Origin of the sequence: Natronincola ferrireducens, from assembly GCF_900100845.1 — a bacterium.
In the GTDB taxonomy this organism is placed as follows: Bacteria; Bacillota; Clostridia; order Peptostreptococcales; family Natronincolaceae; genus Natronincola_B; species Natronincola_B ferrireducens.
Genome location: NZ_FNFP01000001.1, coordinates 546,637 through 560,171, shown reverse-complemented (window position 1 = coordinate 560,171; position 13,535 = coordinate 546,637). Strand labels below are relative to the sequence as shown.

12 protein-coding genes and 1 other annotated feature are annotated in these 13,535 nt (G+C 37.1%); of the genes, 1 reads left to right on the top strand and 11 read right to left on the bottom strand.

Translation table 11 applies throughout. From position 1 onward, the window contains the following. The 11 genes from BLS22_RS02525 to BLS22_RS02470 form a co-directional block, all read right to left on the bottom strand. Entirely contained in the window at positions 1–903 is a 903-nt protein-coding gene (locus BLS22_RS02525; protein WP_090549858.1) for a glycyl-radical enzyme activating protein, read from the bottom strand. 162 nt (positions 904–1,065) lie between these two features. Beyond that, positions 1,066–3,078 (bottom strand): methyl-accepting chemotaxis protein, encoded by a 2,013-nt coding sequence (locus BLS22_RS02520; RefSeq protein ID WP_090549855.1) that lies wholly within the window; start codon positions 3,076–3,078, stop codon positions 1,066–1,068. Between the two features lie 279 nt (positions 3,079–3,357). Continuing rightward, positions 3,358–4,050, bottom strand: a complete 693-nt coding sequence (locus tag BLS22_RS02515; protein WP_330386452.1) for a YczE/YyaS/YitT family protein — start codon at positions 4,048–4,050, stop codon at positions 3,358–3,360. 185 nt (positions 4,051–4,235) lie between these two features. Further along, positions 4,236–5,384 (bottom strand): NAD(P)/FAD-dependent oxidoreductase, encoded by a 1,149-nt coding sequence (locus BLS22_RS02510; protein ID WP_090549849.1) that lies wholly within the window; start codon positions 5,382–5,384, stop codon positions 4,236–4,238. Next, the gene (locus tag BLS22_RS15335; RefSeq protein WP_244269436.1) at positions 5,377–6,207 is read right to left on the bottom strand and encodes a (2Fe-2S)-binding protein; all 831 of its coding nucleotides are present in this window, start codon (positions 6,205–6,207) and stop codon (positions 5,377–5,379) included. The genes BLS22_RS02510 and BLS22_RS15335 overlap by 8 nt, the downstream gene beginning before the upstream one ends. A gap of 11 nt (positions 6,208–6,218) precedes the next feature. Further along, positions 6,219–7,325, bottom strand: a complete 1,107-nt coding sequence (locus tag BLS22_RS02495; protein ID WP_090549846.1) for an NAD(P)/FAD-dependent oxidoreductase — start codon at positions 7,323–7,325, stop codon at positions 6,219–6,221. Further along, positions 7,322–7,627 (bottom strand): (2Fe-2S)-binding protein, encoded by a 306-nt coding sequence (locus BLS22_RS02490; RefSeq protein WP_090549843.1) that lies wholly within the window; start codon positions 7,625–7,627, stop codon positions 7,322–7,324. Before BLS22_RS02490 ends, BLS22_RS02495 begins: the two co-directional genes overlap by 4 nt. Before the next feature lie 184 nt (positions 7,628–7,811). Next, positions 7,812–9,311, bottom strand: a complete 1,500-nt coding sequence (locus BLS22_RS02485) for a sodium-dependent transporter (RefSeq protein WP_090549840.1) — start codon at positions 9,309–9,311, stop codon at positions 7,812–7,814. Between the two features lie 550 nt (positions 9,312–9,861). Further along, the gene (gene proC / locus BLS22_RS02480) at positions 9,862–10,671 is read right to left on the bottom strand and encodes a pyrroline-5-carboxylate reductase (RefSeq protein WP_090549837.1); all 810 of its coding nucleotides are present in this window, start codon (positions 10,669–10,671) and stop codon (positions 9,862–9,864) included. A 5-nt stretch (positions 10,672–10,676) separates the two neighbouring features. Beyond that, positions 10,677–11,474, bottom strand: coding sequence for a glutamate 5-kinase (gene proB / locus BLS22_RS02475; RefSeq protein ID WP_090549834.1), 798 nt, complete (start codon positions 11,472–11,474; stop codon positions 10,677–10,679). A 9-nt stretch (positions 11,475–11,483) separates the two neighbouring features. Next, on the bottom strand, positions 11,484–12,725 hold the full coding sequence (locus BLS22_RS02470) for a glutamate-5-semialdehyde dehydrogenase (RefSeq protein WP_090549832.1): 1,242 nt from the start codon (positions 12,723–12,725) through the stop codon (positions 11,484–11,486). A 63-nt stretch (positions 12,726–12,788) separates the two neighbouring features. After that, positions 12,789–12,992 (bottom strand) — a binding site (T-box leader). Between the two features lie 226 nt (positions 12,993–13,218). On the opposite strand from BLS22_RS02470, the gene rd reads away from it, so the two are divergent. Then, positions 13,219–13,380, top strand: a complete 162-nt coding sequence (gene rd / locus BLS22_RS02465; protein ID WP_090549830.1) for a rubredoxin — start codon at positions 13,219–13,221, stop codon at positions 13,378–13,380. Positions 13,381–13,535 lie beyond the last annotated feature (155 nt).

Below are 13,535 nucleotides of genomic sequence, written 5' to 3'. Positions count from 1 at the left end.
TTAGCCTCCTATCATTACATTTAATTTAAAGGTTTTTAAAACCTTTGCAATCCCTTGCATCTCTTCATCAGAAGGTTCCAATATTTCTGGAATTTTATATATTTCTTCTATTCTATTATATTTATCCATACCAACGTGGTGATATGGTAAAATACTCACCCTATTTAAGCCTAAAGAAGAAATAAATTTACCTGTAGCTCCAATGTTTTCCTCATCATTATTGATTCCCGGTATTATGGGTATCCGAATATGAATATTGGGATGTATTAAAGCAAGCTTGTTTAGATTGTTAAGTATAGTCATATTAGATACACCAGTAAATCTCTGATGCTCTTCTTCCTTCATATGCTTTAAGTCATATAAAAATAAATCTGTTAACTTGCTAATTTTCTCAAGAATATTCCAGCTTGTAAATCCTGAAGTGTCTACTGCTGTGGAAATTCCCTGTTGTTTGCATTTTTTTAAAAGTTCATATAGAAATTCCCACTGTACCAAAGGTTCACCTCCAGAAAAGGTTACCCCCCCTTTGGACTCCTCATAAAAAACCCTATCCTTCTCTATCTCCTTCATTACTTCTTCAATCGTCATTTCTTTTCCAATCAATTCCATAGCATTTGTAGGACATGCTTCAGCACACATGCCACAATTCTCACATTTTTGTCTATCAATGTTATTGCTTTCTTTTATTAGGTCTATAGCAGAATTATGACACCTATTGGAACAAAGTCCACATCCTATACATCGGCTTTTTACAAATATAAGCTGTTTTCCTAGGTTTTTGCTCTCAGGATTATGACACCACCAGCAGTTCAAAGGACATCCCTTAAGAAAAACTGTTGTTCTAATTCCTGGTCCATCATGTAAAGAATATTTTTGTATGTTAAAAACAATTCCCTTTTGCAAGACATCACCTCAAATGATTAATAAGTAAATTTTAGTTATTATCATTATATTATAACAATTAACCATTTTAAAACATACTTTTAAATCAGTCCTACATTCTCCCCTTTAGAGTAAAGCAGGCTGAACATTTATTGATGTCCAGCCTGCTTTGCAGTTCTATAATTAATATTTAAACCTAGCAATATTCTCCTGCATTTCCTCTGCTAATTGTGCTAGTGTTTCACTGGCACTGGCTATTTCCTCCATGGAGGCAGTTTGTTCTTCAACAGCAGCAGAGGCTTCCTCCGTTCCAGCTGCATTCTCTTGGGATATAGCCGATAGATTTTCAATAATCCCTATCATTTCACTTTTTTTACCTTCCATCACCTGGGATGATTCATTGATTTGTACTATTATCCCCTTCATTGCCTCAATTGCACTATCAATGCCTTTAAATTTATCATTGGTTAACTTTACACTTTGTGTTTGAGATGCTACAGTTTTACCCACCTCTTCCATTGTGTTAACTGCATATTCTGTTTTATCCGTTAATTCTTTAATGATACCCGCGATTTCTTCTGTAAATTTATTGGATTCTTCTGCTAGCTTTCGTATTTCCTCCGCTACAACAGCAAAGCCCCGTCCAGCTTCCCCTGCTCTAGCTGCTTCTATAGCTGCATTCAGTGCTAATAGGTTGGTTTGTTCTGCTATATTTTTAATCATTTTGCTGGCATTTTCTATTTTTGTTGCACTTTCATCGGTATTTATAATAACATCATGTATTTCCTTTGCTGATTTATTGCTGATTTCTGTCTTCTCTACTAAATCCTTTAAAATCACAAAACCTTCATCCTTTAGTCTAGTTACTTCATTGGCAGAAATATTTAAATCCTCGATATATTGTTGTTCCTTCTCCAATAGTTTACCTAACTCATTGATATGTTCTACACCATTTTCCGTATCCTTCGCCTGGTCACCTGCGCCCTGTGCTATTTCTTCTATCGTTCTAGCCACTTCATCTGCTGCTGTAGCCGATTGATGACTTGTGGCCGTAAGTTCTTCTGATGATGATGCCACCTGTTGAGCGGTGTTCCCTATAGCTTTAATTAAGGCAACAAAGTTTTTCTGCATCGTCGTCAATGCTATGCTTATAGTTCCTATCTCATCCTTTCTATTTAAATACTTTATTACTTTACTATTGTCATCCAAGGTCAAATCATATTTAGCTAATCTTTCGATGATTTCGTCTAGCTCCATAATGGGTTTTGATATGGATTTTCCTAAAATAATTGCCACTGCCATCCCTATTGCCATAACTATTAAAGCAATTATAAAAATTATATTCCTTAAATTATTTAACCCAGCTAGAACATCACCTTCATGGGCACCAATACCAACAACCCATCCTGTACTATCTATAGTGGAAATCCCCATGTATCTAGGACTCCCAGAAGCCTCATAATGAATGACGCTAGATTTTCCTAGTTCAAGGTCTCTTATGGCTAATCCCACATTTTTAAATACTCCATCACTTTCTATATCTTCAAATATATTTCTTTGATTCATAACATTTTCTCTATTAGGATGGGCATAAATGGTACCATCAGCTCCCAGGACATAGGCATACCCATTTTCTCCAAAGCCCATTCTGTCTGTTACATCATTAATCGAACTTGCTGGCAATCGGGCTATCAATACCCCTTCTATCTCTCCCTCAAAGCTATAGATAGGTACTGCATACATCAATACTGCCGAGTTGGTAACTCTGCTAATAATTACATCAGAAACATTGCTTTCCCCTCTAAAGGCTTTCCTTACATATTCTCGATCCCCTAATTCAGCCTCACTATCATCACTGTACTTGGCAGTTCCATTAGGAAAAACAATCCCCATTCCTAAATATCCCCTATGGTGCAGCCTTTCAAGCTCTAAGGCTAAAGTCTCCTTTTGCTCCTCCCAATCCATACTCCTCATAGCATTATAATTGGCTATCGTTTCTAAAACATCAAGGCTTCCTTGTATTCTAGCTTCGATATAGTCGTCAGCTTCTTCAGCAAGAAGTAGAAGGGCATTTTCTACTTCAGTTCTAACAGCATCAGAGCTAAGTTTTATTGCAGTTATACCTAATCCTAAAGAAACCACTGCAATAAGTACCATTATTAGCAAAGTAATTCGTTTGGATAAATTTAATGTCATATATCATTCCCCCTTATAGTAAATAACAAAACTAAACCCCTTCTTTTTATAATTGGGTTTCCAAGCATAGACTTGAATCCCTCTTATAATTTCTGCATTATTTCATATTAATTTTCGACATTTTTCTACTTTTCGACATTTTTTTGTATTTCCCTTTTTTTTGAATTTTATTTTTAATTTTTTTTATTTTTTAGGTCTCTTGACCTAAACCCTTCTTTTTTTCAAGCACGTAAAAAGGCCCATGGGGCCTTGAAGCTGTTGTATATATGTCCTTTAATCTCAATAGGAGGTTTCTTTGCATAAATCCTTTCCAGAAAGCAGTTTAAACATCTCTAAGAAATTGATATGCCTTGCCTTTTTAGGGCTGTATCCCCCTAGCCTAAAGGCAAATTGTACAGAAAATCCTAGGGTAAGGGCAGTTATAACAGTTCCAATACCTACAGGTCCTCCCAGGAAATAACCTAATATTAATACAGTGGTCTCCATAGTTCCACGAATAAGCCATACAGGCTTTTTCAGTTTTTTTACCAACCCCTCCATTAAACCATCCCTTGGTCCTGCCCCCAGCTGAACCCTTAAATAAAAGTAAGATCCCCAACCACTGATAAGGATACCAAATGCCAGCATAGTAAACTTACCAACAAGAGTTTCAGGAACCCTCAACACCCCTAATTTTTCTATTAGGTCCATAAATCCTCCTACGAAAATCATATTGCAAATTGTACCTAAACCTGGTATCCGTCCCATCTTATAGCCTATCAACAGAATGATTAATCCCAATAGCTGGGTTACCTGTCCTAATGTGAAGGGGGTGTGATTGGCTATTCCCATATGGAATACACCCCAGGGACTCATGCCAAGTCCTCCATATAGAGTAGCTACTGTTCCAGTGGCAAATAGGAAGCATCCTAGAAAAAGTGAGGGAAGTTTTTTAATGATTTTTACCCATTGGGCTTTTGTTTCAGTAGTCAAGAGCATCCTTCTTTCCATAATTTATTATTTATTTACTAATTTCATTATATCTTTTACCCATAGTTTTTGCAATGAAGCTTTCATCCATTATTTAAGTTGGCCACCCCTCTGTTTCCTGTGTCTTTTGTACAATCTAAACCCTCTCTATTTAAAAATGGAGAGGGCAATTTTATTAGAATTATTTTCTATACAACCGATGGTTCAAAGATTAATTTACCTTTTTTAAAGCGGTTTAAATGAAGCATATCAATTGAAATGGTGGTATCTTCTCCTAAAATCGTTTCTGCCATCAATAATCCCGTAGCAGGGCCAAACATAAATCCATGACCACTATAGCCCACTGCTAGGTAGAAGCCTTCCACCTCGTCCACTGATCCGTAAATCGGTTGACGATCTGGAGTCATATTATAAAGTCCCGCCCATTGCCTTAATAGTCTTGCATTTCTTAGGGGAGGCAATAGCCTTGTAACTGTTTTCGTCATTTCATCTAAAAACTGCCAACTGGAGGTAATACGATAATCCCTTGGTTCTGTGTCATCTCCCCTCCCCATAATAAATCCACCATGGGGTACCTGCTGACAATAAAGATTTAGGGAAAAGGACATTACCATCGGTTTTAGTACCGTATCCACTGGTTCTGTTACGAGAATTTGATGTCTTTCAGAATATAGGGGTAAATCTAAACCCACCATTTTTCCTATAAGCTGGGCATAACCCCCTGCAGCATTAACAACGATGTTGGTGGCAATATCCCCTTTTGTTGTTCTTACTCCCTGCACTTTGCCATTTTTAACGATAATGTCGGTTACTTCTGTATACTTATATATTTTTACACCTAACCTTTCTCCTCCAGCTGCATAGGCTTGGGTTGTATGGAAGGGATTGAGGTGACCATCTTTCTCACAATATGTGGCACTGATTAGACCCTCTGTATTCAAGAAAGGAACAATTTCCTTTGCCTCCTCTAGGGTCAAAAGCTGGGAAGGTACACCTAAGCTATTTTGTAATGCAACATTTTTAATAAACTGCTGATGTTCTTTTTCTGTACTGGATAGTAATAAGTATCCCCCTTGCTTAAATTCAATATCTCCTTCATATTCTAATTCTTCATTGGCTGTTTCAAAGAAATCACAGGAGATTTTAGCCATTTTACAGTTCATTTCTGTTCCCCACTGTTGTCGAATCCCAGCACCGCATCTTCCAGTAGCTCCACTGGCTAAATACTCTCTTTCTAAAATTACAACATTTTTCATGCCTTTTTTTGCTAAATTGTAGGCTATAGCTACCCCTGAAATGCCTCCCCCTATAATGACAGCATCTGCAGTTTTAATCATGGGCTTCACCTCCTAAGGCAGCCTCCACAATTTCTCCAAGCTTCATGGATTTTACTGGAGGTCTATAGGTACCCAACATTAGTTTTTCAATAGATGTTCCCGTTATTTGAGCAAGCTCCCTTAGTATAATCTGACCACAGGTTCTTCCTTGACAGGGTCCCATACCAACTCTACTAATTCTCTTTATCTCATCAAAGGTTGTATAGCCCTTACCAATTAATTCCCTTATGTCTTCCAATGTAACATCAGAACAGCGGCACACAACTGTTTCTTTTGACATTTCTTCAACATTCTCTGCTGTAGCTTCCCCACAACAAGAAACTTTACTGAAGGTTTTATCATCCACCTGTATGTTTCTAATAATCCTTACATGTTCCTTTTTTACTGCTATAGCAATAATAGGGGTTCTATCTAAAGCCTTTGTGTTTAAAATCTTTACAATCCTTACATCATCAATTTCTTTGCCTTCTCTATCTAGACCCTTTACTACATCCCCTTCTTCTGGTAGGGGTAAAAATTCGTAGGGGATTTTCAATAATGCTTCATCCTTTGAATAGGTCATATCCACCACCATAATAGCCAGGCCAGGACAATTGGCAACACATAGGCTACATCCATTACAGACATCATGATCTACAGTAGGCAAATGGTTGATGTCTTTAAATTCCTTGATGGCATTTCTATTACAGGCGGTATAACAGGGATTACATGGAATTTCTTGAAAACATTCTACAACCACAACCGGCCCCTTTGCCAGTCGTTCCTCTGATGGAAAAACCTTATTTAAGTCCTCCTTTGTTGGCACACCAGTACTTGCTAACATTTTTCCACCCCCTATAATCCTGCTGATGCAGTTACTTCCTTGATAGATGTGGCTTCTTGTATACCTAACCTTATTTTTTCTCCAACTGGCCCAGACCTTAAAGCCTCCAGTTGATTCAATAAATCCTGCTTTAACTCCTTTATATTGTATATGGTATATCCTAGATGAGAAGCTGCTGATAGCCCTGCTAAATGACCCTCCACCATAGCACTGCTGGCCTCCTCTACACCTGCTACATCCCCCGCCACAAAGATTCCCTGTGTAGTAGTTTGCATATCTTCATCCCGTATAGGTACAAAGCCTCCTAATGCCCCTACATACTGCATTTGACATCCTGCTTGCCACAACAATTCAGCCAATGGCGTCAATCCTACAGAAACACACATGACATCTACATCTAACTTTATTTCGGTTCCAGGTATAGGATGCGATCTTTCATCCAGCTTCCATATAGTCGCACCTTCTAAACTATCCTTACCATGGGCTTCTTTGATGGTATAGCCGGTGTAAATAGGAACTCCCTTTCTCCTTATTTTAGAAGCATGAACTAAATATCCTCCAATTTTTGGTCCCCGCTGTACAATAGCCTTTACATTGACCCCAGCCTGTATAAGCTGATAGCTGACAATTAAGCCTATATTTCCAGCGCCTATCATTAATACATCCTTTCCAGGCCTTATTCCATATACATTCATTAAGGTTTGTACTGCTCCTGCACCATAGATTCCTGGAAGGTCGTTATTGGGGAAGGCAAGGGTCTTTTCACTGGCGCCAGTAGCCACAATAACAGCTTTAGGATCTACCTTTATGTATTTTCCCTGGGATTCTAAAGTAATAATTCCATCTTCATAAATCCCTAAAACTGTAGTACCCTTCATAACTTCAATATTTTTTAAGTCTTTAATTTTATCTAGTAATAGCTTTGCAATGTCAATTCCCCTTATTGAAGCATGTTGTTTTTCTGAACCAAAAAACATATGGGTTTGTTTAATTAATTGTCCTCCTAACCAGTTATCCCTTTCCACCAATAGAACCCTACTGCCTAACTCAGCTGCACTAATGGCTGCACATAGTCCTGCAGGGCCTCCTCCTATCACCAATAATTCTACCCTCTTCATAGAATATCACCTTTTCCTTCTTGGGTTTTTACAATCATTCCCTCCTTTAAAGGTTCTACACAGATTCTCACATTGGCTTCACCGTTTACCTCCATAAAGCAGGAGGAACAGTTGCCAATAGCACAATAAAATCCCCTTGGCCTATGATTTTCTATACTATGACTTAAAACCTTCACCCCAGCAGCATGCAGGGCAGCTGCGATGGTTTCACCTTCATAGCCCTCCACTGGTTCACCATTATAGGTAAAGGTTATCTTCTTTTCTCTTTGAAAGGATAAAATAGGGTGTTTATCTATGCGCACAGTCAATCCCCCATTTCTTTTAGTTTTGGACTCCCTCCTTAAGGAGGGAATCCAAAAACTTTAGGATTATTTTGTTTCTTTGGATTTAAAAGCTTTGTTGACTAGCAAAACAAAGCCTACACCATAAAAACCTAGTACTGCTATCATCATAACTATAGAAGTTGCTGACATATTATCATCCCCCTTACATTAAGCCTTTGCCATTCCCTAGGGTAATATCTCTACCCTCACCAACCCTATTGGCCAGCCAATTGTTTGTTAGGAAGGCGAAAACCAGCACGATAGCCCACTGAAATATAATGGTTCCAGCACTAAAAACTTCAAATGGAGCCCACCAGTTTCCTGGATACCATGAAATCGCCTGCATAAACCACCACCCGGTTACAACTACAAAGAATACAGGAAATAGTCTGATACATGTAGACCACCATTTTCCAACCTTAAAGTCTGCCCACTCTGTATTAATATCCTTATTTCTGGCTTTTTCAACACCATATTTCATTAAAGCGAAAGCAACAAATAAACCACTTACTAATAAGCCTACCCCCCAAACCCAGTCTTGATTATCTAAAAAGGCTAAGCTATAGGCTGAAGGAATCCCTAATAAAAATCCAGCTGCCACAATACTAAGGGTTGCTTTACTACGGTTAAAGCCCATATCCATTAGGTTTCTAACTCCAACTTCGATCATAGGTAATAAGGAAGATAGGGCAGAAATAGCCATTGCTAAGAAGAAGATAGCTGCCAAAGCTCCTCCTGCAGGCATTTTTGTAAATAATTGAGCTAAATAAATAAAAGTAATTCCTGTATTACCAGAAGATAGAGCATCGGCTGCAAACTCAGCTGTAGGAGATAATGCATAGATGGCTGGTAATACTGTCATCCCGGCAATCAATGCACCAAGATTGTCTCCAAAGCCCATAATCATACAGTTTCCTGCAACATCTTCCTTCATCTTGGTATAGGTTGCATAAGTAATAATAAAACCCCATCCAGCTCCTGTTGACCATGCAGCCTGTGTAAAGGCCTCTAACCATATGGTTGGGTTTCCTAACATGTGTAAATTAGGACTAAATAAATATTCTAAGCCCTGCATAGCACCTGGAAGAGTTAAAGATCTTATAACTGCTAAAATTAATAGAACAAACAAGGTTGGTATCATAATTTTAGAGGCTTTTTCTATTCCCCCCGATACTCCTCGATAAATAATAAATCCTGCTATCAGCATAGAGAGAAAATGAAATAATATAGTTTGAGAAGGTGCAGCGGTGAATACATTCCAGATGGCCTCTGTTTCAGTAATACTTATACCTGGTTGAAATGCTCCTGAAACTGCTAAAGTAAAGTACTTTACACACCATCCCATAACTACTGAATAATAAAACATAATGCCTAGACACACAACTGCAATCCATGTACCCATCCAGGTATATTTTTTTCCTACAAAATCCCTGAAGGCTCCTATAGTTCCTAAACCAGTTTTCCTACCCATGACCATTTCGCCCATCAATAATGGAATTGCCCATACAAATAAAGCGATGGTCCAAGCAATAACAAAGGGACCTCCTCCATTGGCGGCAGCTACCCTAGGAAACCTCCAAATATTACCTGTCCCTATAGCCATACCAATAGCAGCTGCAATAAACCCCATTCTACTTCCCCATTGCTCTTTGTTTTGACTCATAAATCTACCTCCTTGCTTTTATAGTTAAAATCAAAACTTCGTCACCCCTCCCTTCATAAAAATTTAATAGGTCATAGCTTTAAAGTATAAATAATATTGTGAAGAATATTTTTCTTTTTAAAACCATGGACTTTTGACACTTTTCTGTCTCATTAAAAACTTTTATTTATAATACTATATATGTAAATAGTATTGTTTCAATGATAATTGTGTTTAAATAATAGGTGTCAACTAATCGACACCTATCTAAAATTTGTGATTTTCATTTTGTTTTATAAATCATATGATATTTATGGGTGACAATGAAAAGATAACGGTTGATTTTATATCGCCCTAGAAACACTTTATATTATAAGCTAAAATAGTACAATATTCAATAGTTTTGTATACAATATTTAAAATATTGAAATTCTGTTGTTAAAAATTGCATAACTTGTTTATTTTCTTAGAAATTTCCAATGTATTTTATTGTTAATAGAAGGTTTTAAAATCTATGATGAAATTTTTATTATTAATGTTGCATTGTTGGAATCAGAGAAATCCTTTCATTCTATTTATCAATAAGCTCTTTGGACTTCGCTGTGCAAGCCTCCATGGCCTCGATAATTGAAGCTCTAAAGTGGTTTCGTTCCAGAGCATAGACGGCTTCTATCGTAATACCGGCTGGAGAACAAATCATATCCTTTAATTCTCCTGGATGCTTTTGGGTCTCCAAAACCATTTTAGCAGCACCTAATACAGCTTGAGCCGCATACTGATAGGCTTTTTTTCTAGACATTCCCTCCAGTACACCACCATCAGCTAAGGCTTCAATAAACATATAGACATAGGCAGGGCTACTGGCACTAATAGAGGCCACAACATCTAAATGTTCTTCCTCTATGACATCAATTTTGCCGATACTTTTGAAAATCTCACAAACATCATCTAGTTCTTCCTTCGTTACCTGTTGATTAGGTGCTAGAGCTGTCATACCTTCCCCTACTAATACCGATGTGTTGGTCATAGTTCTAACAATCTTTATAGGTTGGTGATAGAAGCCCTCAATATATTTTATGGAAATACCTGCTGCAATAGAAACAATGATTTGATCTTCCCTAATAAATTCTTTTATTTCCTCCAGTACATACTTATATGCATTAGGTTTTACTGTTAATAAAATAATGTCACATTTTTTCACAACCTCTATATTGCTTGTCTGTGGCTGAACGTTAAATGCCTCTTTAAAGGTTTCAGCCTTTGCGAAGGTTCTGTTGCTAATGTATATATTTTCATGGATCTCTGGAAAAGTATCAACTAATCCCTTCACAATAGAATAGGCTATATTTCCAGCTCCAATTATACCAATTTTACGTTTCATCTTCTTCACCTCTTCATTCCTTCAAATACTGTTGCCTTCTCTACACCATTTATCAGCTTTAATAAAATATCTTCTTTTTTCCCATTGGTTAGGATCATAGGTATGCCATAGTTATTGACGGTTTTAGCAGCCTCAATCTTAGTAGCAATACCTCCTGTTCCAAAGGAGTTAACTTCCCCCACTTCAATTGTAGCTAACAACCCTTCAATATCCCTTACCCTCTCCACCAACTCAGCATCTTTGTGGATTTTTGGGTTTTTATCATAAACACCATCAATATCACTAAATAAAATAAGTAGATCAGCATTCCATAGATTAGCAGTTAGAGCCGCCAAAGTATCATTATCTCCGATTTTGATTTCTTCTACACTTACTGTGTCATTTTCATTGATAATAGGAACAACCCCCTCATCTACTAGGGTAAATAGGGTATTTCTTATATTTAATGTCCTATTTCTATCACAAAAATCATCTCTAGTCAGCAGCATTTGTCCAATATGAATGTGATGATCTTCAAATACTCTACGGTAAGCATCCATTAGCTCCACCTGACCAATAGAACATAGGGCTTGCTTATAATGCATATCCTCCTTCCGCATCCATCTTCCTAGGGTTGCCACCCCAGCAATTCTCGCTCCTGAGGATACAATAACTACTTGTTTGCCTTCCTCCACTAGGGTGTGAACTTGTTTGCTTAGATTCTGTAGAAAATCCCTACATATGCTTCCATCTTCATTTGCTAAAGTATTGCTTCCAATTTTAATCACTATCTTTTTGCTGTTTTTTATAAGTTCAGTTAGCATATATCACCACTACTTTCTAATTTGTCCAGTACCAACAACGGTGTATTTTACGGTTACCAATTCATTTAAACCCATAGGTCCTCTAGCATGGATTTTTTGAGTGCTGATTCCCATCTCGCCTCCAAATCCAAACTCTCCTCCATCGGTAAATCTAGTAGAGGAATTAACATAAACTGTTGCTGCGTCTACTTGTCTTAAAAATTTGTTGCTGTTGGTGAAGCTTTCGGTTAAAATAGCTTCAGAATGCTTTGTGCCATAACGATTAATATGGGTAATGGCAGCATCTACATCCTCAACAAGCTTAACAGCTAAAACATAGTCTAAATACTCTTCAGCCCAATCCTCCTCTAAGGCAGTCTTTACCTCAATAAAGCTTTGTACATCTTTACAACCCCTTAATTCTACTTTTTTACCAATTCGTTCATGAATTTTAGGTAGAAGCTCTTTGGCAATTGACTTATGAACCAGTAGGGTTTCACAGGCATTGCATACGCCAGGACGTTGAACCTTTGCATTTTCTACAATATCTACAGCCCTTTCTAAATCAGCACTTTCATCAACAAAAATATGACAGTTTCCTACCCCCGTCTCAATAGTAGGTACAGTGGCATTTTTTACAACAAAATCGATTAATTCCTTTCCACCTCTTGGAATAATTAAATCAATATATTTATTCAAAGTAAGCATTTCCTTTACCACAGACCTGTCTGCATCATCAATAAAGCCAATGACATCTTCAGGTATAGAACTATTTTTTAGTCCTTCCCTAATGGCGTATACCAATGCTCTATTGGAATGGAGAGAAGTAGAGCTACCTCTTAATAAAACAGCATTACCGCTTTTTAAGGTTAAAGCAAAGGCATCTACCGTTACATTTGGTCTAGATTCATAGATAATACCAATTACTCCAATAGGTACTGTCATTTTGCTAATAGTCAAACCATTTTCCAATGTCCACACATCGTTACTTTTCCACACAGGGTCCTTTAAATCAACAATGGTATAAATACTATCCACCATGGCTTCTATTCTATCTTTTGTTAGTCTCAATCTATCAATGAGACTTTCCTTCATATTATTTCTTTCTGCATTTTCAATATCCTTAGCATTTTCTTCTAGGATATAATCAGTATATTGCTGGAGACTTTCCGCCACTTCCTTTAATGCCTCATTTTTAGATTTTGTATTGGCTGTTCCTAAAACCTCTGCCGCCCTTTTTAAATTGTTACATTGTTTTACTAAAGCCGTCATGTCACCACTCCTTTTAAAATATTTATTCAGTATTCTACAAAAAATAAAAAACCCTCATCCCTATAAAGGGACGAGAGTTTACCCGCGGTACCACCCTAATTAGCCAAAAACGGCTCAGCTTTTGTAATCGTAACGGGATTACCACCGTAATGACTTTATCATCGTAAGCTCCAGAGCGGGTTCAAAGGGATAGTTTATAAGGCTTCCACCAATACCTTACTCTCTAGAAAACATTACCCTCTTACTATTCTCCTTCAAAGCATTTATTATCTATGAAGTTAAACACAATATTTTTATATTTTAATGTTCATTATATAGAAAACCATCAAGGATGTCAACGACCTGTTAAAGGAAATATTGTTATTTTTCTATATTTTATTTAAAAATATTCTAAATGTTGCATTTTTTTGTTTACCTCTGTAGAATTTAGGGTATAATGGTATTGTAATTCCATAAAATATAATATTTAAAATGTGAGAGAGGAGATAGGACTATGCAAAAATATTTATGTGTGCCATGTGGGTATATTTATGATCCAGCGGAGGGAGATCCAGATTCAGGTATTGCTCCCGGAACAGCTTTTGAAGATATTCCAGATGATTGGGTATGTCCAGTCTGTGGTGTAGGCAAGGACATGTTTGAGCCTACAGAATAAGTGTTATATACCAAAGCCACCTAATGGTGGCTTTTTATTTGTCTATACTATTTTTACCTCCTTTCCTGCTAATATGCCTCCCGTAAATAAAAATAATATTTCGTTAAATCTTTTAAATTTTTTATTTTTCTGATAAAATAATGATTGTTGAGATA

Coding starts and splice junctions, on each gene's coding strand:
- BLS22_RS02520 (WP_090549855.1), bottom strand. CDS start 3,078: ATGACATTAAATTTATCCAAACGAATTACTTTGCTAATAATGGTACTT.
- BLS22_RS02510 (WP_090549849.1), bottom strand. CDS start 5,384: ATGATTAAAACTGCAGATGCTGTCATTATAGGGGGAGGCATTTCAGGG.
- BLS22_RS15335 (WP_244269436.1), bottom strand. CDS start 6,207: ATGTTAGCAAGTACTGGTGTGCCAACAAAGGAGGACTTAAATAAGGTT.
- BLS22_RS02495 (WP_090549846.1), bottom strand. CDS start 7,325: ATGAAGAGGGTAGAATTATTGGTGATAGGAGGAGGCCCTGCAGGACTA.
- BLS22_RS02485 (WP_090549840.1), bottom strand. CDS start 9,311: ATGAGTCAAAACAAAGAGCAATGGGGAAGTAGAATGGGGTTTATTGCA.
- proC (WP_090549837.1), bottom strand. CDS start 10,671: ATGAAACGTAAAATTGGTATAATTGGAGCTGGAAATATAGCCTATTCT.
- proB (WP_090549834.1), bottom strand. CDS start 11,474: ATGCTAACTGAACTTATAAAAAACAGCAAAAAGATAGTGATTAAAATT.
- BLS22_RS02470 (WP_090549832.1), bottom strand. CDS start 12,725: ATGACGGCTTTAGTAAAACAATGTAACAATTTAAAAAGGGCGGCAGAG.
- rd (WP_090549830.1), top strand. CDS start 13,219: ATGCAAAAATATTTATGTGTGCCATGTGGGTATATTTATGATCCAGCG.